Annotated in this window: 17 protein-coding genes and 2 pseudogenes; 11 read left to right on the forward strand and 8 right to left on the reverse strand. The window is 75.3% G+C overall.

Annotated elements, in window-relative coordinates:
- The first annotated feature begins 5 nt into the window (after positions 1-5).
- The 3 genes and pseudogenes from lon to AC230_RS33965 all read left to right on the forward strand — a co-directional run.
- The gene (gene lon, locus AC230_RS22060) at positions 6-2,444 is read left to right on the forward strand and encodes an endopeptidase La (protein ID WP_049718141.1); all 2,439 of its coding nucleotides are present in this window, start codon (positions 6-8) and stop codon (positions 2,442-2,444) included.
- A pseudogene (locus tag AC230_RS34730) lies at positions 2,441-2,716 on the forward strand (MerR family transcriptional regulator); the annotation flags it as partial. The gene lon and the pseudogene AC230_RS34730, both read left to right, overlap by 4 nt.
- Positions 2,691-3,044: pseudogene (locus AC230_RS33965) on the forward strand (MerR family transcriptional regulator); the annotation flags it as partial. The pseudogenes AC230_RS34730 and AC230_RS33965, both read left to right, overlap by 26 nt.
- A 285-nt stretch (positions 3,045-3,329) precedes the next feature.
- Here the strand turns inward: AC230_RS33965 and AC230_RS22065 are convergent.
- Entirely contained in the window at positions 3,330-4,154 is an 825-nt protein-coding gene (locus AC230_RS22065; protein WP_049718091.1) for a class I SAM-dependent methyltransferase, read from the reverse strand.
- Between the two features lie 321 nt (positions 4,155-4,475).
- On the opposite strand from AC230_RS22065, the gene AC230_RS22070 reads away from it, so the two are divergent.
- On the forward strand, positions 4,476-4,910 hold the full coding sequence (locus AC230_RS22070) for a lamin tail domain-containing protein (RefSeq protein ID WP_049718092.1): 435 nt from the start codon (positions 4,476-4,478) through the stop codon (positions 4,908-4,910).
- Positions 4,911-5,093: 183 nt separating this feature from the next.
- Here the strand turns inward: AC230_RS22070 and AC230_RS22075 are convergent, their stop codons facing one another.
- Entirely contained in the window at positions 5,094-6,059 is a 966-nt protein-coding gene (locus tag AC230_RS22075; protein WP_049718093.1) for a hypothetical protein, read from the reverse strand.
- 294 nt (positions 6,060-6,353) lie between these two features.
- Between AC230_RS22075 and AC230_RS22080 the strand changes: the two genes are divergently transcribed.
- Positions 6,354-9,122 (forward strand): M4 family metallopeptidase, encoded by a 2,769-nt coding sequence (locus AC230_RS22080; RefSeq protein WP_078871487.1) that lies wholly within the window; start codon positions 6,354-6,356, stop codon positions 9,120-9,122.
- 66 nt (positions 9,123-9,188) lie between these two features.
- On the opposite strand, the gene AC230_RS22085 is transcribed toward AC230_RS22080, so the two are convergent.
- Complete coding sequence (locus AC230_RS22085; protein WP_241833337.1) at positions 9,189-10,007, reverse strand: lysozyme; 819 nt, start codon at positions 10,005-10,007, stop codon at positions 9,189-9,191.
- A 135-nt stretch (positions 10,008-10,142) separates the two neighbouring features.
- On the opposite strand from AC230_RS22085, the gene AC230_RS22090 reads away from it, so the two are divergent.
- Positions 10,143-10,613, forward strand: coding sequence for a MarR family winged helix-turn-helix transcriptional regulator (locus AC230_RS22090; RefSeq protein WP_049718095.1), 471 nt, complete (start codon positions 10,143-10,145; stop codon positions 10,611-10,613).
- Between the two features lie 22 nt (positions 10,614-10,635).
- Here the strand turns inward: AC230_RS22090 and AC230_RS22095 are convergent, their stop codons facing one another.
- Entirely contained in the window at positions 10,636-11,409 is a 774-nt protein-coding gene (locus AC230_RS22095) for a protein phosphatase 2C domain-containing protein (protein ID WP_049718143.1), read from the reverse strand.
- A 349-nt stretch (positions 11,410-11,758) separates the two neighbouring features.
- Between AC230_RS22095 and AC230_RS22100 the strand changes: the two genes are divergently transcribed.
- The 5 genes from AC230_RS22100 to AC230_RS22120 are packed head-to-tail and all read left to right on the forward strand — an operon-like array spanning position 11,759 to position 17,117.
- Positions 11,759-14,296: a nitrate- and nitrite sensing domain-containing protein gene (locus AC230_RS22100; protein ID WP_053161331.1), complete on the forward strand. Its 2,538-nt coding sequence runs from the start codon at positions 11,759-11,761 to the stop codon at positions 14,294-14,296.
- A gap of 35 nt (positions 14,297-14,331) precedes the next feature.
- Positions 14,332-14,817 (forward strand): roadblock/LC7 domain-containing protein, encoded by a 486-nt coding sequence (locus AC230_RS22105; protein WP_049718145.1) that lies wholly within the window; start codon positions 14,332-14,334, stop codon positions 14,815-14,817.
- Entirely contained in the window at positions 14,814-15,167 is a 354-nt protein-coding gene (locus tag AC230_RS22110; protein ID WP_049718096.1) for a DUF742 domain-containing protein, read from the forward strand. The genes AC230_RS22105 and AC230_RS22110 overlap by 4 nt, the downstream gene beginning before the upstream one ends.
- Complete coding sequence (locus AC230_RS22115) at positions 15,148-15,852, forward strand: GTP-binding protein (protein ID WP_078871490.1); 705 nt, start codon at positions 15,148-15,150, stop codon at positions 15,850-15,852. The genes AC230_RS22110 and AC230_RS22115 overlap by 20 nt, the downstream gene beginning before the upstream one ends.
- Entirely contained in the window at positions 15,834-17,117 is a 1,284-nt protein-coding gene (locus AC230_RS22120; RefSeq protein WP_049718097.1) for a styrene monooxygenase/indole monooxygenase family protein, read from the forward strand. Before AC230_RS22115 ends, AC230_RS22120 begins: the two co-directional genes overlap by 19 nt.
- On the opposite strand, the gene AC230_RS22125 is transcribed toward AC230_RS22120, so the two are convergent.
- The 4 genes from AC230_RS22125 to AC230_RS22140 form a co-directional block, all read right to left on the reverse strand.
- Positions 17,066-18,253, reverse strand: coding sequence for a C40 family peptidase (locus AC230_RS22125; protein WP_078871491.1), 1,188 nt, complete (start codon positions 18,251-18,253; stop codon positions 17,066-17,068). The genes AC230_RS22120 and AC230_RS22125 overlap by 52 nt on opposite strands.
- Positions 18,254-18,377: 124 nt before the next feature.
- Positions 18,378-18,728: a hypothetical protein gene (locus tag AC230_RS32710; protein ID WP_049718098.1), complete on the reverse strand. Its 351-nt coding sequence runs from the start codon at positions 18,726-18,728 to the stop codon at positions 18,378-18,380.
- 54 nt (positions 18,729-18,782) lie between these two features.
- Positions 18,783-19,523: a TetR/AcrR family transcriptional regulator gene (locus AC230_RS22135; protein ID WP_049718099.1), complete on the reverse strand. Its 741-nt coding sequence runs from the start codon at positions 19,521-19,523 to the stop codon at positions 18,783-18,785.
- A gap of 126 nt (positions 19,524-19,649) precedes the next feature.
- On the reverse strand, positions 19,650-20,576 hold the full coding sequence (locus AC230_RS22140; RefSeq protein ID WP_049718100.1) for an AurF N-oxygenase family protein: 927 nt from the start codon (positions 20,574-20,576) through the stop codon (positions 19,650-19,652).
- Positions 20,577-21,072 lie beyond the last annotated feature (496 nt).

Raw genomic sequence — 21,072 nt, forward strand, 5'->3', positions numbered from 1 at the left:
AGATCATGGCTTCGACGTCCGCACCGCTCACCCTGCCCGTGCTGCCCCTCGACGACGAGGTCGTCCTGCCGGGCATGGTGGTGCCCCTGGACCTGACCGACGCCGAGGTCCGTGCCGCCGTGGAGGCCGCCCAGGCCGCCGCGCGGGACGGGTCCAAGCCGAAGGTCCTGCTCGTCCCGCGCCTCGACGGCACCTACGCCGGCACCGGCACCCTGGGCAGCGTCGAGCAGGTCGGCCGGCTCTCCGGCGGCGACCCCGGCGCGCTCATCCGCGGCCTGCGCCGCGTCCGCATCGGCGCCGGGACGACGGGTCCGGGCGCCGCGCTCTGGGTCGAGGGCACGGTGGTCGAGGAGGTCACCCCCGACCCCCTCCCCGGCGCGGTCGCCGAGCTGATGAAGGAGTACAAGGCCCTCGCCACGAGCTGGCTCCGCAAGCGCGGCGCCTGGCAGGTGGTGGACCGCGTCCAGCAGATCGACGACGTCTCCCAGCTCGCCGACAACGCCGGCTACTCGCCGTTCCTCACCGTGGCCCAGCGGGTCGAGCTGCTGGAGACCGCCGACCCGGTCGTCCGCCTGCGGCTCGCCGCCAAGCAGCTCGGCGAGCACCTCGCCGAGCAGGACGTCGCCGAGTCGATCGCCAAGGACGTCCAGGAGGGCGTCGACAAGCAGCAGCGCGAGTTCCTCCTCCGCCGCCAGCTCGAGGCCGTCCGCAAGGAGCTGGCCGAGCTCAACGGCGACCCGGGGAACGAGTCGGAGGACTACCGCGCGCGGGTGGAGGCCGCCGACCTCCCCGAAAAGGTCCGCGAAGCGGCCCTCAAGGAGGTCGACAAGCTGGAGCGCGCCTCCGACCAGAGCCCCGAGGGCGGCTGGATCCGCACCTGGCTCGACACGGTCCTGGAGATGCCGTGGAACAAGCGCACGGAGGACGCCTACGACATCCCCGGCGCGCGCGCCGTCCTCGACGCGGACCACGCGGGCCTCGACGACGTCAAGGAACGGATCACCGAGTACCTGGCGGTGCGCAAGCGGCGTGCCGACCGGGGGCTGGGCGTGGAATGGGGGTCCCCCCTGCTCGAGCGAAGCCGAGAGCCCGGGGGAGGGCGGCGCGGGGATGGCGCGGTGCTCGCGCTCGTCGGCCCGCCCGGCGTGGGCAAGACCTCGCTCGGCGAGTCCGTCGCCAAGGCCATGGGCCGTGAGTTCGTCCGGGTCGCGCTGGGCGGCGTCCGCGACGAGGCGGAGATCCGCGGCCACCGGCGCACCTACGTGGGCGCGCTCCCCGGCCGCATCGTCCGCGCGATCAAGGAGGCGGGCTCGATGAACCCCGTCGTCCTGCTGGACGAGATCGACAAGGTCGGCTCCGACTTCCGCGGCGACCCGGCCGCGGCCCTGCTGGAGGTCCTGGACCCGGCCCAGAACCACACCTTCCGCGACCACTACCTCGAAGTCGAACTCGACCTGTCCGACGTGGTCTTCCTCGCCACGGCCAACGTCCTGGAGTCCATCCCCGAGGCCCTCCTCGACCGCATGGAGCTCGTCCGTCTCGACGGCTACACGGAGGACGAGAAGGTCGTCATCGCCCGCGACCACCTGCTGCCCAGGCAGCTCGACCGGGCGGGTCTGACGGCGGACGAGGTCGCGGTGACGGACGACGCCCTGCGCAAGCTGGCCGGCGAGTACACCCGCGAGGCGGGCGTCCGCACCCTGGAGCGCTCCCTCGCCCGGCTGCTGCGCAAGGTCGCGACCCAGCACGAACTCGGCGAGCGCGACCTCCCGTTCACGATCGACGCGGACGGGCTGCGGCCCCTCATCGGCCGCCCCCACCACACGCCCGAGTCCGCCCAGGACCCGGCCGAGCGCCGCACCTCCGTCCCCGGCGTCGCGACCGGCCTCGCGGTGACGGGCGCCGGCGGCGACGTCCTCTTCGTCGAGGCGTCCCTCGCCGACCCCGAGACGGGCGCGGCGGGCCTGACCCTGACCGGCCAGCTCGGCGACGTGATGAAGGAGTCCGCCCAGATCGCCCTCTCCTTCCTCCGCTCCCACGGCGCCGAACTGGAGCTTCCGGTCGGCGACTTCAAGGAGCGCGGCGTCCACCTCCACGTCCCCGCCGGCGCCGTCCCCAAGGACGGCCCGAGCGCCGGCATCACCATGACCACGGCCTTGGCGTCGCTGCTCTCCGGCCGCCGCGTCCGCCCCGACGTCGCGATGACGGGCGAGGTCTCCCTGACGGGCCGCGTCCTGCCCATCGGCGGCGTCAAGCAGAAGCTCCTGGCCGCGCAGCGCGCCGGCATCACCACCGTGGTCATCCCCAAGCGGAACGAGCCGGATCTCGACGACGTGCCGTCCGAGATCCTGGAGAAGCTCTCCGTCCACCCGGTGTCGGACGTCCGCCAGGTCCTCGAACTGGCCCTGGAACCGGCCTCGGTGGAGGTCGCCGTGGCGGCGTGACGCCCTGCGGGGCGGCGGCCGGGCCGCGGGAAGGGCGCCCTCACCCCTCCCGCGCGCCGACGCGCCACCGCCCCACCTCCGCGTACGACGAGTCGCGGACCGCTTCGCCGTCGCCGGGCGCCAGGGCGGGCGCGCCGGCGCGCCCGGCCGGGTTCTCCGTGCAGCACCTGCGCGACTACCTGGACGCGGGCGTCCTGCCGCCCGTGGAGGGCACGCCCGCCGGCTACCGCGTGTTCACCCGGGCCCATGTGGACGCCCTCGTCGCCGTCCGCGAGCTGGCCGGCGGCCACGGCCGGCCGCCCGTACGGTCATGCGCGCCGTCCACGCCGGCGACACGGCCGCCGCGCCGGCCGCGATCGACGCGAGCCACGCGGAACCCGCCCGCGAGAGCGGGCAGTTGGCGGCCGTACGCGAGGCCTGGCGGGGCGCCCCGCCGCCCCGGACGGTCCCCGCCGCCCCCCCCGGATCGGCGAGGCCGCCTCGGCCGTCGGCGTCCGCCCGCCCGTGCTCCGCCTCTGGGAGTCCAGGGGCCTCCTCCACCCGGCCCGCGAACCGGGCACCGGCTACCGCCTCTACGACCGTGACACGCTCCGCAGGGCCCGCATCGTCGCCCTCCTCCGCCGGGGCCACCAGCCGCTCGCGGCCGTCGGAGCCGTCCTGGAGCCCTCGGTACCAAGGGCGGCCCCGCCGACGTGCTCGGCGAACCGGCCGCGCGGGAAAGGGAGCTGGACGCCCGCAGCCTGCGGTGTCTCAAGGGGCCGGCGGCGCTGTACGCCTGTCTGGAGCGGTAGCCCGGCGGGCGGCCGCGGGGGCCGGAACGATCGGCGTCGCGGCCGGCGACCGCTGCCCGGGGCAGGCGCTCGCGCGGCCGGGGCGCTGACCCGGTCAGCGGGCCGGCCGGGCCGTCCTGGCCAGGAAGAGGCCGGTCCGCGTGTCCAGCCGGACCTCTCCGCCGTGCGCGTCCACGGCCGAGGCGACGTCCGCCAGCAGCGCCTCGCGGGTCGGCTCCGGCAGGGCCCGGCAGAAGGAGAGCGAGGTGAGGATGTCGACGAGGCCGGAGGTCGAGCGGTGGTGGACGGAGGGGTACTGGTGGTGGGTGATGTCCGTGAAGCCGCCGTCGGCGAGGAGTTCGCGCGGCACCCAGGAGTCGGACGTCATGACGGAGCCGCTGGGGACCTTGTCCAGGATCGAGTGCGGGGGCCGGTCGGGGATGTGGCGGTCGTGGGCGGCGGCGAGGTCCTCGCGGAGGGCGTCGTCCGCGACGTACCAGTCGTTCCAGAAGAGGGCGAGGGTGCCGCCGGGGCGGAGGAGTTGCCTGGCCTTCGACCAGCGGACCTCCGGGGCGATCCAGTGCCACGCCTGGGCGGAGAGGAGGAGGTCGAAGGGGCGGCGGCCCGGGCGCGACCAGGTCTCGAAGTCCGCCCCCACGACGGTGACCCGGGGGTGCGGGGCGCAGTTGCGGGTCAGGACCGACGCCATGCGGGGGTCGGGTTCGAGGCAGGTGAGGGTGACGCCCGGGCGGGCGGCGAAGGCCAGCGTGGCCTTGCCGGTGCCGGCGCCCACCTCGAGCGCGTCGGCCGCCGGGACGGCGGTGAACTCCAGGACGTCGTCGACGAGTCGGTCCGGGTAGCCGGGGCGGCCGGCGTCGTACTGCTCGGCGGCCTCGCCGAAGACCGTGGCGGGGGTGCGGAGGCTGTCGGGGCTGGGCATGGGGCCAGGCTAGGGAGCGGCCGGGCCCCGTGCCCAGCCCTTCACTGTTTCTTCCGCCCCGCGCCCGGGCCTTCCGGAGGGTCGTCCCCGGCACGGCCCGGCGGGCCACCGACGCGGAGCAGGGGCGGGACGGCACCCCCCCGGTTCGCCGACGCGGTATGACGCACTGCTCACGCCCGTGAGGAGTGCGTCACATGGGCGGCGAATCCGCGCGCGGGGCGCCCGGTGCTGCGGCAGAGTGGGCGGGTTGATCGCGCAGCGCCGAAAGCAAGCGCCCAAATGCAAGCGCCCAAATGCAAGCGACCGAAAGCAGAGGTCCCCTTGTCCCGAGCCATAGCCCGTCTCGTCACCGCCGCCGCCTGCGGTGTCGTGCTCGCCTCCGCCGCCGTGCCCGCTTCGGCGGCCGGGAGGAACCCCGTGGTGTTCGGCAGGATCCAGTACGACAGCCCGGGCAAGGACGACCGGTCCGCCAAGAGCCTCAACGCGGAGTGGGTGACGATCACCAACACCGGCAAGAAGGCCGTGGACCTCAACCGGTGGACGCTGTCCGACACTTCGCGCCACGTCTACCGGTTCGGCAAGGTCCGCCTGGCGCCGCACGCGTCCGTGCGCGTGCACACGGGCAAGGGGAAGGACACGGCCAAGGACGTGTACCAGAACCGGCGGGCCTACGTCTGGAACAACACCAAGGACAAGGCGACGCTGAAGGACGCGGGCGGGCGCGTCGTCGCGACGGCGTCCTGGGGGCGCCGCTGACCGGAACGCCGGTCAGCGGCCCTCGGTGAGGGAGGCGCGGACGAGGGCCAGGACGTCCTCGTCGGCGGCGGGGAGGCGCTCACCCGGGTTGTACGGCGCCGGCGCCGAGGGCGCCGCGCACGCAGGCGGCGACCTGGCCGGCCAGGGGTGTCGGGGAGCCGGGGGCGACCCGGAAGAGCACCGTCAGGCCCCCGCCGCCGTGCGCGCGCGGGCGGCCAGGGTGTTGAGCAGGGCCGCCGCCGTGGCCGCGTCGTCCACGGTGACGACGAACTCGCCGCCGGTGGTGAGCCGTACGGACAGCGCCTCCCCGGAGCGCAGCACTAGGCCGCTCGCGCCGGGGACGGCGCGGTAGCCCCAGCCGCCGAAGTCGCGCCAGGCGCCGATGTCGCGGCGGGAGGCGTCCAGGATCCGCTCCGTGGGGATGGTCAGGCGGGGGCGGGGGAGGGCGGTGGAGGCCAGGGTGAGGCCGCGGCGGTCGACCGTGACGCGGAGTCTGGAGAGCGCCGCAAGGGGGAGGCCGATCACGATCAGGACGACCGCGGTGAGGGGGCCGGCGAGGAAGCCGAGGGGCACGGCCAGGGCGAGGGTGCCGAGGGCGGTGAAGGGCAGCGCCCGGGAGCCGATGACGTGGGTCCAGACGGCGGACTCGCCGTCCGCCAGGGGGAGTCGGACGACCGGTCCGGCCGGTCCGCCCGGGTGGGCCGGCGGTGCGTCCCCGCCGCCCAGCAGCCAGCCGGTCCCGCCGGTGACGGCCGCGGCGCCGAGGCCCGCCGCCACGTGCCAGGCCGGCATCCGGACGGCCGCGGCGTCGGTCACGTCCGCGTTGGCGCAGAGCGTGGCGACGAGGAAGTAGCCGAAGAGGCCGGACAACGAGCTGCCGATGGCGGCCAGTCCGCGCCGGTGCGCCGGCGGGACGCGCCTGAGCGCCGACAGGGCGGCGAACACGGCGGCGAGAGCGGCCGGCAGGGCGAGGGCCACGACGAGGAAGGCGGTGCGGTCGCAGAAGCCGTCCGCCCGTTCGCCGTCGAAGTGGATGGCGAGGCGGGTCGGCAGGCGGTCCCTGAGGTGGAGGAAGGCCGCGAGGCCGGCCTCGGCGGCCAGGAGGTGCGTGAGCAGGACGACGAGCGCGCGGCGGCGTATGCCGGACATGACCCCACTTTCTGTTGGTTGTTCGCACGGCAGGAGAAGAAGGGCCGGTGCTCCTACCCCGCCCGCGCCCGCCCCACACCGTCCGGCCGAAACTCACCTGCGACGTGAACACGCCGTTGAGAACCGGCCGCTGCCACCGCTTGCATTGCTCTGCCCAAAGGTGGGCCGGCCGTCGGACGGCCGTCCGGCATGACGTGGAGGGATATCTTGCGCAATCCCCGTGCACGTACCAGAAGATCCGGGAGATCCGGGAGAAGCAGGGCACAGAGCGGCATCACGGGTGCGGCGGCGCTGATGGGCGCCGCCGCACTCGTCGTATCGGCCGCCCCGGCCAACGCGGCGAAGGCGGCGGACCCGCCCCCGGCCGCCGGACCCGCCCGCGTCATCCCCGCGCCGAGGACCGCGACGCCCGCGCTGGTGACCGGCATCCGGGAGCCCGCAGCCGCCGGCGGCAGCGCGGCCGACGCCGCGCGCGGGCACCTCGCCGCGAAGGAGGGCCGCTACCGGATCGCCGACCCCGGGCGGAACCTCCGGCCCGTGCGGACGGTCGAGGCGGGCACCACCGAGACCGTCCGGCTCCAGCAGCGGTACAAGGGCGTCGAGGTCCTCGGCGGCCAGTACGTCGTGCGCATGGAGCACAGGAACGGCAAGCGCGTGGTCACCGGCACCTCCGGCAAGTACTTCACCGGGCTGACCGCGGACACCACCCCCGAGGTCGACGAGGAACTCGCCGTCGACCGCGCCGTCGAGGCCACCGCCACACGCCTCGGCGCCCACGGGGCCGGCGTCCGCGCCCCGGCCGAGGACGCGGAGTACCCGCTGACCGGCACCGCGCGCGGGCTGGTCGTCCTGCCCCGGGGCGAGGGCGTCCTCACCCGGCACGTCACCGTGCGCGGCACGGACCCCGCCACGCGGCAGCCGGTGCTGCAGGAGGTCTACGTCGACGCGCGCACCGGCTACCCGGTGCTGCAGTACAGCGGCATCAAGACGTTCGGCGCGCCGGGGGCCGCCGCCGCGGGCGGCGCGCAGGCGCGGCCGTCGCGCACGGCGGCCGGGGCGGACACCGGCGGGCGGCCGGCCGTCGAGGGGACCGGCACCCGGCTCGACGGCAAGGGCGTCGGCCTCCAGCTCTCGTACGACGAGCAGCGCAAGGAATACGTCATGCGCGACGGCACGCGCATGCGCGACAGCAGCAAGAAGGACATCGCGACCTTCGACGGGCACGCGCTGTCCGTCGGGGACGTCTCCGGCACGTGGCCCGAGGGCCTCAAGGAGTTCGGCTCGAAGACCCCCGCCTTCGGCAAGGAGGCGACCGAGGCGGGTGCGGTGGACGCGCACTGGGCCGCGGGCAAGGTCTACGACTACTACCGGGCCCGGCACGGCCGCGACAGCCTCAACGGCCGCGGCGGGGAGCTCAACTCGGTCGTCGGGGTGACGTTCTACGGGATGCCGTACGTCAACGCCTTCTGGGACGGCACCAAGATGGTGTACGGCAACGGCGACGCCGAGTACCGTCCGATGTCCTCGGGGCTGGACGTGGTCGGGCACGAGATGACCCACGGCGTCGTGGAGAACTCGGCGAACCTCGTCTACGCGGGCCAGTCCGGCGCCATGAACGAGGCGATAGCCGACTACTTCGGCAACGCCATCAAGGTCGACACCTTCGGCATCCCCATGGACAGCCCCGACTCGGGGCTGCTCGGCGACACCCTGTGCCGCACCAGGTCCCCGCGCGAGTGCGCGATCCGCGACCTCAACGACGGGAGGACCACCTCCAAGTCCTTCCTCGGCGTCGCCTTCGGGACCGACAACGGCGGGGTGCACCTCAACTCGACGATCTTCTCCGGGGCGCTGTGGGACGTCCGCAAGGACCTCGGCCCGGTGCTCGCCGACAAGCTCGTCCTCAAGGCGCTCACCGAGTACATGACGCCGCTGGACGGCTTCACCGAGGGCCGTGACGCGGTCCTCGCCGCGGCCGGGGACCTCAAGCTGGACGCCGGGCAACGGCGCGCGGTGGAGCGGGCGTTCAACGGGCACGGCATCGTCCCGGGCTGGGAACTCGCCCTCGGCGTGGACTCCGACCGGCTCCTCGGCAAGGTCAACACCGACGCGACCCGGCCGGGCGCCGGCGGCGGCTGGTGGACCGCCTCCACGTCCAACGACGACGGCACCGAGGCGTACTCGGTGTGGGCCGGGCGCATCGACGGCTCCGGGCAGTCCCGGCTGATCAGCCCCAACGACGGCCGCAACCACGTCGATCCGGTCACCGACGGCAGGACGGTGGTGTGGACGGCGTACAAGGGCCGCACCGTCGAGCTCCTGGCCCGGCCGCTGGCCGGCGGGCCGGTCAAGACCCTGTACACCAACCGCTACCGCTACTCCTCGGTCTCCGTCGAGGGCAGGACCGTCGCCTTCCAGGTCAACGGGCGGCGCGGCACCTCGCGGGTCGTGTATGTGCGGATGGGCGAGACCGACCCGGTCGTCCTCGAACCGGGCGCGTCCAGCCGCTTCGCGTCGACCGGGCGGCCCTCGCTGAAGGACGGCCGCGTCGCGTTCGTCGACGAGCACCGGGAGGGCGGCAAGGCCCGGCAGATCCTCGGGCTCGTGGACACCGCCACCGGCAAGCGGAGCGTCGTCCAGGAGCTGGACCCCGGCCACCTCGTCGGGCGGACGGCCCTCACCTCCCGGTACGTCTACTGGCTCGCCGGCGAGGACCCCGAGAGCCCGCGGACCGCGGTGCGCCGCTCCGCCCTGGACGGGACGGGCGTCATCGACGTCAGCCCGGCCAAGGGCAAGGACGCGCTGAACGGCATCTCCCTGTCGGCCTCGGAGGACGCGGTGACCGTGACGGCGGAGACGCCGGCCGCCGAGCCGCGCAACGAGACCCTGGCCAAGATCTGGCAGTTCACGCCCGACGGCACGCAGCGGGCGCGGGTCTCGTGCAACCGCGGCGAGCAGCTGTGGGGCGTGGCCGAGAGCGGCCGGCGGGTGGTGTGGCTGGACGCCACCACCGGCTACACCGACCTGGTCACGCGGGGCCGCCCGGCCGGCACCTGCGGCTGAGCGGCCGAGCGCCGGAACGCCGTGCCCCCGGCACCCCGGGGGCACGGCGTTCCGCCCGGCGGCCGGTCAGCCGTCGGCCAGCGCCCGGAGGCGGGTCATCGAGCCGTTGAAGCGGTCGTGGTCGCCGACCGTCGGGCCGGTGTCGGTGTACTGCCAGAAGGTGTGGAAGTCCCAGCCGTTCGGGAGCGTCCCCGGCGAGGAGCCGTAGCGCGGGATCCACAGCGGGTCGACCGAGCCGAACGAGCCGTTGTCGCCGGTGCACTGCCGCCACCAGGTGGTGGAGGTGTAGATGACCGCGTCGCGGCCGGTGCGCTCGCGGTAGGTGGTGAAGAAGTCCCTCATCCAGGAGACGAGCGCGCTCGCGCTCTTGCCGTAGCAGGTGCTGCCGTACGGGTTGTACTCCATGTCCAGCACCCCGGGCAGCGTCCTGCCGTCGCCGGACCAGCCGCCGCCGTGGTCGACGAAGTAGTTCGCCTGCGCCGCGCCGGAGGAGTGGTCGGGGAGCGCGAAGTGGTACGCGCCGCGGATCATGCCGACGTCGTACGAACCGTCGTACTGCTGGGCGAAGTAGGGGTTGGTGTAGCCGGTGCCCTCCGTGGCCTTGGTGTAGGCGAAGCGGACACCGGACTTCCAGAGGGTGGCCCAGGGGACCTCGCCGTTGTGGCTGCTGACGTCCACGCCCTCCACGGACGCGGCCACCGGGGGCGGGCTGTTCGGGCTCCGGCCGCCCTCGTGGGCGCGGATGGTCGAGCCCATCCAGTCGCGCTCGGGGTGGGCCGGGCGGGGCGGGGCGAGGCCGGCGGACGCGCGGGCCGTGCCGGGGAGGGTGAGGAGCAGGGCGAGGAGGGCGAATAAGGCGATCGCGGCGGTTCGGGTTCTGGACAATGCAGCCGCCTCCGTTCCCAGGGGGGTGGTGTGTCCATGTCATACCCGGGGCGGCGGTGCTGTAGCGGGTCGGAACCTGCGAAATACTGGGCCCTTTCGATCCTGTCGACCCCTGCCGACCCGGAGAGGGCCACCGTGCACCAGACCGCCGCCACGCCGCCGCCCGCCGAGGGCGAGGACCAGCCGTTCCTCGCCCTGGAGCGCGAGCTGTCCGTGTTCCTGCGCCGCGCGCGGGCCACTTCCGGCGAGATGGCGCGCGAGGTCCACCCCGAGCTGGAGCCGGCGGCGTACGGGCTCCTCGTCCGCCTCGCCGACGCGGGGCGGCAGCGGGCGACCGACCTCGCGGCCTACTTCGGGGTCGGCAAGGCGACGATGAGCCGGCAGCTGCGGGCGCTCGACGAGCTCGGCCTCGTCGCCCGCACGCCGGACCCCGCCGACGGCCGGGCCTCCCTCGTCGACCTCACCGCCGAGGGCCGCGCCCGCTTCGCCCGCGTCCGCGAGGCCCGGCGCGCGGAGTACGTCCGCCGCCTGGAGGGCTGGGACCGCGGCGAGATCGGCGAACTGGCGCGGCTGCTGCGCCAGCTGAACACGAGCCTCGGGGGGTAGCGGGGCGCTCCTCCCCGAGGGGCTAGAGCTCCACGTACACCGCCGACGCGTCGTCGTGCGTCTTCCCCCGGCGGAACGCCACGCGGTCCGGGTCCGCCGCCTCCGCCTCCCGCACCCGGTCGATCAGGGCCCGCGGCCCGGACTTCGCGAGGAGGTCCAGGCACCGGGCCCAGTCGCCGGCGCGGAAGACCTCGACCCAGCGGGACGCCCCGTCGCTCAGCGCGGCCAGCGCCCGCACCTCGGCGCGCGGGAGGACGCCCGTCACGGCCCGCCCGGCGACGGCCGGATCCGCGGCGGCGGTGAAGAAGCCGTCCTCCGCGTTGCGTTGGGCGTCGGTGACGGGCCCGCGCGCGGCGAGGCGGGCGATGCGGTCGTCGAGGACGGGGACGACGGCGCCGTCCGCGCGCCCGACGAGGAGGACGGAGTCGGAGAGCACCAGGTGCTCCACCCGCGCCCCGTCCCAGCGGGCCAGCACCACCGTGGCCTGCGGGGTGCGGCGGTGGCCGAGGTCGCAGCCGGCCCCGTGGGCGGCCGCGGTGCGCGCGATCGCCTCGGCCAGGCACTCCCGGAGGCTCATCTCCCGCCGGGCGGCGCACAGTTCGACGAGTGCGCCGCCCAAGTGCGCCGTGAACCAGGCCACCCCGTGCACACAACCGTCGTCCCCGTCCGGCGGCGGGGTCACCCCGTCCAGCAGGACCAGCGCCCCGCCCCGCCCGGAGGCGGGCAGGATGGCGGAGACGAAGTCCTCGTCCGGCCGGGAGGGGTCGCCCGGCCGCCCGGCCAGTTCGATACGCATGGGGCCAGTGTGCCCGAGCCGCCGCACGGGCCGTGATTTCCACGGCGGTTGGCGCGCATCCTTCCGGCGCGCCGGGCGGTTTATCAGGTGGCGGTTGCCGGGGGAGGGCGACGGGGCGGACGCGCATCGTGGACGACGCCGGCGCACACGGCAACTTCCGGGACGGAACCCCACTCCTTCGAGTGGGCGGGCCGGTGACGGCCGCATGCCCCGCTGCCGTGCTGACAAGGTCCACTTCAGCACCAGGGGGTGGACGGACGGGACCGACGAGACCACACAGAGCGGAATGTGAGCACCGGTGCGGAAGAAGCGGCTTCGGGGCGGCCAGCGAGAGCAACAGACCACGGGCGTGCCCGAGCGCACCGCGCGCGCCCGCAACCGGCTGGCCGTGTCCGTCGTGCTCGCCTCCCTGGCGGTCCTGGGGGCGGGGGCCCTGGGCGTCGCCGACGCCTCGCGGGACGCGGCCGACACCGGCCGGCTCGTCCCGCTGGCGGGGGCGGCCGAGGACGCGGTGCGCCTCGCGCACTCCCTGGCGGACGAGCGGGACGAGGTCACGGCGTACGTGGCGGCCGGGCGCGGCGGCGTCCCCGCCGGGCTCACCGCGCGGCGGACCGCGGTGGACCGCCGGCTGGGCGCGTTCCTGACGTCCCGCGCGTCCCGCACGGCCCTGCCCGCCGGGGTGCGCGAGCGGCTGGAGGAGCTGACCCGGCAGCGGCGCACGGTGCTGACCGGCCACGACGACGCGCTGACCGTCTTCCGTCAGTACACCGCCACCGTGCAGGCGCTGCACGGCGTCGCCGGCACCCTGGCGGCCCGGCTCCCGGCCCGGGCGGGGACGGGGGACGCGGCGGCCGTGGCCCTGCTCGGCCGGGCCGTCGAGGAGGCGTCCGCCACCCGTGGCCTGCTCCTGGCCTCCTTCGCCGCCCGCGGCGACCGGGCCGCGCTGGCCGCGGCCGCCCAGCAGACCGACACCCGCGAGCGCGCCGCCCTCGCCGACTTCGCCCAGCTCGCCCCGGCCAAGGCCAAGGACGCCTACGCCCGCGCGACGGGCACCCCCGGGCGGACGGCCGTGGAGAACCGGCTGGCGGGCCTGTTCTCCGGCCCGCAGCCGCCCTCCGCCACCCCGGCCGAGGCCGAGGCGCTGGGCACGGCCCTGACCGCCCGGCTGCGCACGACCCGCGGCGTCGAGTCCGACCTCGCCGCCGCCGAGGCCGACCACCTGGAGCGGGTGCGGGACAAGGACGTCACCGCGCTGCGCACCCGGGCCGGGCTCGTCGGCGCCTGCTTCCTGGTGGCCCTGCTGGCCGGGGTGCGCTCCACCCGCTCCGTGACCCGGCCGCTGACCGCCCTGCGGCTCGGCGCCCGCCGGGTCTGCGCCGACCCGGCGGCCCGCGAGCCGGTGTCCGTCAAGGGCCGCGACGACGAGTTCGCCGAGGTCGCCCGCTCGGTCAACGTCCTGCACGGCACGGTCGTGCGGCAGCGCGAGCGCATCGACCTGCTGGAGGGCGAGCGCGCCCGGCTGGACGCGGCCCGGCAGGACCTGGCCGCCGAGCGCGACACGCTGCGCGAGCGCGACCGGCTGCGGGACGCCGAGGCCGCCCGCACCGCCGGGCGGGCGCACAGCACCTGCGCGAGCCTGTCGCTGCGCACCCTGGGCCTCGTCGAGCGGCAGCTGGGCGTCATCGAGGCCATGGAGGCCCACGAGGCCGACCCGGACCGCCTCGACGTCCTCTTCAAACTGGACCACCTCGCCACGAGGATGCGCCGGCACAGCGAGAACCTGCTGGTCCTCGCCGGCTCCGAGCACACCGGCGGGCACGCCGGGGCGGTGCCGCTGCTGGACGTGCTGCGCGCCTCCGTCAGCGAGATCGAGCGCTACGAGCGGGTGCGCATCCACTCCCTGCCCGCCCGCGCCCAGCTCGCCGGCTTCGCCTCGGACGACATCAGCCACCTGGTGGCCGAACTCCTGGAGAACGCCACGGCGTTCTCCCCGCCCGACGTGCCGGTGCAGGTCTCCGGCTGGCTCCTGGAGAACGGCGACGTGATGCTCTCCATCCAGGACGAGGGCATCGGCATGGCGCCGGACCGGCTGGAGGAGATCAACTCCCTGCTGGCGCAGGGCGATCCGGAGCCGCCGGGCGCGGTGGCCCCGGCACCCCCGGAGGAGGCCGCGATGGGCCTCGGGCTGTACGTCGTGGCGCGGCTCGCGGCCCGGCACGGGGTCCGCGTCCAGCTCCGCGAGCAGCGGCCCGGCGGGATCACGGCCGTCGTGGTGCTGCCCGCCCGGCTGCTGCCCGCCGGCCCCCCGGCCGTCGCCGACCCGCAGGCCGCCCCGCCCGTCCCGGGCACCTCGACGGCGCCCCCGGTCCACCTGCCGGGCGCGACCGCCGAGGCCAACTCGCACCAGCTGCCCGGGCGTTCGCGGCGGATGGCGGGCTTCGCCCCGCAGCCCGCGCCGTCCGGGCCGCCGGACGAGGCGACCATCCAGCTGATCGTCCCGCCCGGGGTGCGGCCGGTGGTGCCCGAGCAGCGCCCCGCCGGCCCCGGGCCGCAGACCCCCGCCGGCCGGCACGCCCGGCCGCCCGCCCCCGAGCGGCCCGCGCCACCGGCCCCGCCGCCGTCCCCGTCCGCGGGGGCGGCCGGCGCGACGACCGGCACGGGGCTGCCCAAGCGCACCCCGCGCAGCGTTCCGCAGCCGCCGCCGGTGCGGCCCATGCGCCGGAGCGTGGACGCGGAGGCGCTGCGCGCCAAGCTCGCCGGCTTCCAGCAGGGGGCCCGGGAGGGGCGGCGCGACGTGGCGCAGGAGCTCGCGGGGCAGCGGGACAGTGATCGGCGCCGCGCCGGGGCGCCGAACGAGGGCGGCGATGTCGAGGAGGCACGCGGTTGACTGCATTTTCCGGAGGGGCGACGCCCGTCACCCCCATCGGCACCGGCCCGCACGGCGGCGCCGGGTACGGGCTGAGCCACGAGGCCCGCAACCTGCACTGGCTGCTGACCGACGTGGTCGAGGAGGTGCCCGGCGTCCGGTCGGTCGCCGTCGTCTCCTCCGACGGTCTGCTGCTGCTCTCCTCCGACCCGGAGGGGCGGCGCGCCGGCTGCCGGCCGGAGGGCCCGCGGCACTCGACGGCCGACCTGGCCACCATCGTCGCGGGCCTGGGCAGCCTGACCACCGGCGCCGCGGCGCTGATGGACGGGGGCACGGTCAAGCAGACGATGGTGGCGATGGAGGAGGGCAGCCTGTTCGTGATGACCATCAGCGACGGTTCGCTGCTGGGCGTCCACACCGCCCCCGACTGCGACATGAGCGTCGTCGCCTACCACATGGCACTCTTCGTCGGCCGGGCCGGACACGTGCTCACCCCCGAACTCCGCAGGGAGCTGCGGCAGTCGGTGGAGGCCGTCCGGTGAGCGGCCCGCGGACGGCGGCGCGGGTGCGCCCGTACTCGTTCACCGGCGGGCGCGCGCCCTGCGGACACGTCCTGCAACTGGAGACGTTCGTCCAGGCGCCGCCCGGCGGAGGGCGGGAGGAGGCGGCCCGGGCGCTCCCCGAGATCGGCGCCATCGTCGGCCTGTGCCGGAAGCTGCGCTCCGTCGCCGAGGTCTCCGCGCTGCTGAGGATGCCGCTGGGGGTGGTCCGCGTCCTCCTCGGCGACTTGGCCGACCAGGGAAGAATCCGCGTCTACGGCCCCGGTCACGGCACCGGCCGGCCCGACCGCGCGCTGCTCGAAAGGGTGCAGTGTGGACTTCGCAGGATCTGACACCATAACGGGTCCGGAACCGGCCCGGGAGAAGCCGGACCAGCACGGCCGGACCCGGGCCCCCTCCGCCACGAAGATCGTCGTGGCGGGCGGCTTCGGCGTCGGGAAGACGACGTTCGTCGGCTCCGTCTCGGAGATCACCCCGCTGCGCACGGAGGCCGTGATGACGGTGGCCGGCGAGGAGGTGGACGACGTCCTCGCCGTCCCGGAGAAGGACACCACCACCGTCGCCATGGACTTCGGGCGGATCACCCTCGAACCCGACCTGGTGCTGTACCTGTTCGGCACGCCCGGCCAGAAGCGGTTCTGGTTCATGTGGGACGACCTGGTGCGCGGGGCCATCGGCGCGGTGGTCATGTGCGACACCCGGCGGCTGGAGGACTGCTTCCCCGCCCTCGACTACTTCGAGAGCAGCGGCCTGCCGTACATCGTGGCCGTCAACCACTTCGAGGGGACGCCCCGTTACGAGGCCGAGGCGGTCCGCGAGGCGCTGTCCCTGGCCACCGGCGTCCCGGTGCTGGTCATGGACGCCCGGGAGCGGGTCACGGTCGTGGAGTCCCTGCTGACCCTCGTCGGCCGCGCCCTCGACGTCACCCCCGAACCGCGCTGCCGTCCGGCCGGACCCCGCCAGGGCGCGCACGGCAGGGAGCCACGAGACAGGGAACCATGCGACGGATCCTCATAGTCGGAGCCGGCCAGTCCGGACTCCAGCTCGCCCTGGGCCTCCAGTCCCGGGGGTACGACGTGACGCTCGTCTCCAGCCGCACGGCCGACGAGATGCGCTCGGGCCGGGTCACCTCGACCCAGGTCATGTTCGCCTCCGCCCTCGCCCACGAGCGGGAGCTGGGCCTCGACTTCTGGAGCGGGCGCGCCCCGCGCATCGAGGGGCTCGGGGTCTCGGTGGCCGCGCCGCCGGGCCCCGGCGGCGGCGGGCGGGTGCGGCGCATCGTCGACTGGGTCGGCCGGCTGGAGGGCTGTGCCCAGTCCGTGGACCAGCGGCTGAAGATGGCCGGCTGGCTGGAGACCTTCGCGGCGCGCGGCGGCCGGCTCGTCGTGCACGGCGTGACCGTGGGCGACCTCGACTACTTCGCGCACCGCTACGACCTCGTCCTGGTCGCCGCCGGCAAGGGCGAGCTGGCGGACCTCTTCCCCCGCGACGCGGCCCGCTCGCCGTACACCGCGCCGCAGCGCTGCCTCGCGCTGGCGTACGTGCACGGCCTGGGCCCGCGCCCGGAGCACCCGGAGTACGACGCGGTGCGCTGCAACATCGTGCCGGGCGTGGGGGAGTTGCTGGTGATACCGGCGCTCACGCTCTCCGGCCGGGCGGACATCCTCTTCTGGGAGGGCCTGCCGGGCGGCCCGCTCGACGTCTTCCAGGATGCCGGGGGGCCGGAGGAGCACCTGGCGCGGATGCTGGCCCTGGTGGAGCGCTTCACGCCCTGGGAGTACGGGCGGGCCACCGAGGTCGAACTGACCGACGCGGGCGCCACGTTGGCCGGGCGCTACACCCCGGTCGTCCGCGACCCGGTCGGGCGGCTGCCGTCGGGCGGGCTCGTGCTGGGGGTCGGCGACGCGGTCGTCGTCAACGACCCGGTCACCACCCAGGGCGCCAACTCGGCGGCCCGGTGCGCCGCGTCGTACCTGGAGTCGGTCACGGAGCGCGGGGACGGGGCGTTCGACGAGGCGTGGATGCGGTCCGCGTTCGACCGCTGGTGGACGGCGGACGCCCGGCACGCCACGCGGTGGACCAACGCGATGCTGGCGCCCGCGCCCGGGCACCTGCGGCGGCTCATCGGCGCGGCGGCCGGCCTCCAGCCGGTCGCCGACCGGTTCGCCAACGGCTTCGCGGACCCGGCCGACTTCGAGGGCTGGCTCTTCGAGGAGGCCGCCGCGGACGCCTACCTGCGGGAGGTGGCGCGGTCGGCGGCCCCGGCCCGGTCCGGTGCCTGAGCGGCGGGTGCGGTGCGGGAGAGGGACGGGGCGAGGGGCGCGGCGAGGAGGACGGGCAGGGGCGGGGCGACCACGGCCCCGTCCGCGTCCCCGTCGTCCCGCCCCTCCCGGCCGTCCCGCCGCGCGTCGGGGCGGACGGCGCCCAGCGGCGGGTTGGCGGCGAGCGGGGATATGCGCACCACCGTGCCGGGCCGGGGCGCCTGTATGACGCGGCCGGCGCCGATGTAGAGGGCGACGTGGGTGGCGTCCCGGAAATAGACCACCAGGTCGCCGGGGCGCAGCCGGTTCAGCGGGACCCGGGGCAGGGAGCGCCACTGCTCCTGGCTGGTGCGGGGGATGGCGCTGCCCGCGTGGGCCCACGCCTGCGAGGTGAGGCCGGAGCAGTCGAAGGACGCGGGGCCGGCCGCGCCCCACACGTAGGGCTTGCCGAGCTGGTGGTAGGCGTAGTCGACGGCCATCGCGCCGTGCCGGGTGGGCGGGGCGCCGTCGGCGGGCGGCCGGTCCGCGAGCTCTTCCCTCTCCTCCAGCCGCCGCAGCTCGGCCAGTTGGGCCGGGGTCAGGGCGGCGAGGAGCTTCTCGACCTCGTCGAGCCGGTCGCGGGCGGTGTCGCGGCGGCGCTGCTTCTCCGCGGCCAGGCTCAGCTGGGCGTCGAGGGCCGCGCGGGCGCGGTGGGCGAGGGAGGAGATGCGCAGGGCGCCGTCCGCGAGCCGGCCGAGCGTGCCGGCCCGGCGGCCGGCCGCGCGCCGCAGCTCGTGCCGGCGGTCCAGCGCGGGCCGGGGATCGGCGGTGAAGAGGAAGGTGATGAGCGGGGAGAGGGCCTCGGCGGTGCCGCGGTACTGCTCGCGGGCCAGCCGGCCCGCCTCGTCGCGGCTGTCGGCCAGCTCCGTCCTGGCCCGGGCCAGCTCCTCCTCCGACCGGGCCACCGCCGCCCGCTGCCGGCGCAGCAGCGCGTCGGTGGCCTCGTACGCCCGGGTGGCCTCCTCGGCGGAGCGGTGGAGGGTGCGCAGCCGGCCGAGCAGGGTGCTGACCGGCCGGCCGGGCGGCGGGTCGGCGTGGACGGGGGCGGCGGGGCCGGGCAGGGCGACGGCGGCGGCCAGCAGCAGGGCGCACAGACGGCGCACCAGCCGTCCTGACACGGGTTCACCTCCTGGGCCGCGGTCGGGGGCGGGGTCCGGTCGGACCTCGGGAGGATCGTGTCATGGGGCAGTAGCATTAATAGGGCGTTGTGGGCACGTCCGTGGCCGAAACCGCCCAATGCGGTCAATCCGTCGGGCGGTTGGTTGCCGGGTCCGGGTGATCGGTCGCCGAGTGGTCGGCCGCCGGACGGCCGGCCGCCCGACGATCGGCCGCCGGGCGCGACCAGGGCCACCGGGGGCCCGTGCGCCGCCGTCCCTCGGGGTCGTACACGTACCTCCAGCCCTTCGGCAGCCCCAGCCGGCGCGTCGTCCCGGCCTGGGTCCGCCGGTAGACGAGGACGGTGGGCGGGCCGCCGCCGGCGTCGGGCACCGGCACTTCGTAGACCTTGGGCGGATGCCCCGTCGGCCCCAGCAGCACCGGCAGCACGCGCCCGTCCAGGGGCCCGCCCTCGAAGGGCACGTCTTCGCTTCGCACGCCCCGAGCCTACGGGGTGCCCACGGGTGCGCCCGCGGGTCGCCCACGGATCCCCTACGGGGCCGGAAGCAGATGTTCCGCCCGGGTGAGCAGCGTCATCGTCCGCCGCGCCAGCGACGCCACCGGACCGTCGGCCGGTTCCCTGGCCAGGGCCCGGGAGACCACCTCCTCCGTCTGGGGGTCACCCGTGGCGGTCGCCAGCAGCAGCGCCACGAAGTGGTCCAGGAGCCAGTCGCGCAGCTCCTCGACGGGCGGCTGCTTGCCCTCGTCCAGCCAGCCCAGCGACGCGCCCTCGACCGCGGTGATCCAGGTGCGCACCGCCATGCGCAGCCGCACCCCCGGCTCCGGCACCCGCAGGTGCGCCAGGATGTGCTCCGCGGCGCCGCGCCGCACCTCGTCGACGATCGCCCCGGTCCGCGACGTCGCCACCACGCTGCCGCTGCGCAGCAGCGCGCTGAACCCGGTGTCGTGCTCGTCCACGAAGGCCAGGTAGCGGTCGAGCGCCGCCGAGAGCCGGCGGCTCAGCGGCCCCTCCTGCGGCTCGGCGAAGCACTGCGTGAGCTCCTCCACCGCGCTGCGCAGCGCCGCCTCGTACAACTGCGGCTTGCCGCCCGGGAAATAGCGGTACACCAGCGGCCGGGAGACCTCGGCGGCGGCCGCCACGTCGTCCAGCGAGACGTCCTCCGGCGGCCGGTGCGCGAACAGCCCGAGCGCGGCCCGGATCAACTGCGCCCGCCGCCGGGCGACGTCGAGCCGTCGGTAGGACGAGGTCCCGCTGCTCCTGCTGCCGCTCATGCGGGAAGGGTAGTGGGTCGGGGGAGTTCCGCCCCCGCCCCGCCCTTTCCCGCCTTTCCCCATGACGCCACGGGCGAGGGGCGGAGGCCCGGTGAGGGGCCCGGCGAGGGGCCCGGGGCGAACCCCTCACGCGAGCAACCCGGAGCTCCGCCACAACTTCCGCCCCACCCCCCTCAACACCCCGATCTCGTCGAGGAAATCGGTCAACCGCTTCGCACCGGCCTGCATCACGTCCCTCCGGTGACCGCTCGCCTTCACCTGCGCCATCGCCTCGCGCCGGTCGAGTCCCACGTTCGTGTACACCTGCGGGTTGATGAAGGCGACGGAGAAGACCCGCGCCGCCTCCCCGCAGCTCAGCCGCGTCAGCTCCGCCTCCCACCGCGGACAGCTCCGCATCTGCCGCCGCAACTCCTCCCGCGCGTACCGCACGTGCCGCGCCTCCTCCACGACGTGGATCCGGGTGACGCCGCGGACCAGCGTCTGCACCCGCTCGTCCGGGAACGTCAGCCGCTGCATGTAGTCGAGGATCTCCTCGCCGAGCAGGGTGCAGGCGAAGGAACCGGGCGTCGTGGAGACGGTCTTGAGGATCCGGGCCAGGTTGTGGTGCAGCCGCGGGACGGGGTACGTGGGCGCGCCACCGTGCTGGATCATGCGGGCGAACATCTTGGAGTGCCGGCACTCGTCGGCTATCTCGGTCAGCGCGTACCGCACGTGCGCACTCGTCACGGGCTTGTCGTAGATGTGCCGGACCAGCAGCTGCATCAGGATGATCTCGAACCAAATGCCCAGCGAGGCCAGCGAGGCCGCCTCGTGCCGCGCGAGGTCGAGACGCTGCTCCTCCGGCATCCGCCGCCACAGCGGGGTGCCGTAGAGGGAGACGAGCTCGGGGGGCCAGTACCACTTGCCCTCCTCGGGCGGCGCGTCCCAGTCGAGCTCGGTGTCCGGGTCGAAGGAGTGCCGTGCGGAGGACTCCAGCAGCCGCCGGGCGACCTGTTCGCGGTCCCTGAGCGGTCCGAGCGCGTCCGTTTCCGTCACAGGCGTCCGTTCTGGCATGACCGATCCCACCTCACTTGCGGGTTACCCGTGGTCACAGCTTATGAGACTACTTGTCAGCAAGCCCGTCAATGGCCATGAGGGCGGGGGAACGGCCGAGTTGGCGGCCGCACGGAACATCTCCGGCCGTACCGGACGTTGTTGTCGGCGACCGCGGGGGCCGTGGCGCTGGACGGGCTGATTCCGGGGGAAGATGGAGCGCGGAAGCCGGAAGAGTGAGCGCCGTACGGTGATTGAGGATTTTTCAGGCACATGGTGCCTGCTTTGTCACCGTTTTGTGAGCGATACCGCATAACGGAACGACATGCGGTACAAGCACGTCTTCGCGGGCAGGGTACAGACAGGCGTGCGAGGGAGTGGATCGTTCATGTCGCAAACTACCGGGCGGGGGCGGCACATCGCCGTGGCGGCGGCGTCGGGACTGGCGCTCCTCGGGGTGATAGTGGGCTCGGCGGCGATGGCCCACCAGAGCTCGGACGGCGCGGGGAGCGATCGC

This window comes from Streptomyces caatingaensis, assembly GCF_001187435.1.
In the GTDB taxonomy this organism is placed as follows: domain Bacteria; phylum Actinomycetota; class Actinomycetes; order Streptomycetales; family Streptomycetaceae; genus Streptomyces; species Streptomyces caatingaensis.

What these genes read in the sequence shown, in the direction of transcription:
- AC230_RS22075 (WP_049718093.1), bottom strand. Translation starts at nt 6,059, where the DNA reads ATGTCCGGCATACGCCGCCGCGCGCTCGTCGTCCTGCTCACGCACCTC.
- AC230_RS22135 (WP_049718099.1), bottom strand. Translation starts at nt 19,523, where the DNA reads ATGAGCGGCAGCAGGAGCAGCGGGACCTCGTCCTACCGACGGCTCGAC.
- AC230_RS22140 (WP_049718100.1), bottom strand. Translation starts at nt 20,576, where the DNA reads ATGCCAGAACGGACGCCTGTGACGGAAACGGACGCGCTCGGACCGCTC.
- lon (WP_049718141.1), top strand. Translation starts at nt 6, where the DNA reads ATGGCTTCGACGTCCGCACCGCTCACCCTGCCCGTGCTGCCCCTCGAC.
- AC230_RS22120 (WP_049718097.1), top strand. Translation starts at nt 15,834, where the DNA reads ATGCGACGGATCCTCATAGTCGGAGCCGGCCAGTCCGGACTCCAGCTC.
- AC230_RS22080 (WP_078871487.1), top strand. Translation starts at nt 6,354, where the DNA reads ATGGGCGCCGCCGCACTCGTCGTATCGGCCGCCCCGGCCAACGCGGCG.
- AC230_RS22095 (WP_049718143.1), bottom strand. Translation starts at nt 11,409, where the DNA reads ATGCGTATCGAACTGGCCGGGCGGCCGGGCGACCCCTCCCGGCCGGAC.
- AC230_RS22065 (WP_049718091.1), bottom strand. Translation starts at nt 4,154, where the DNA reads ATGCCCAGCCCCGACAGCCTCCGCACCCCCGCCACGGTCTTCGGCGAG.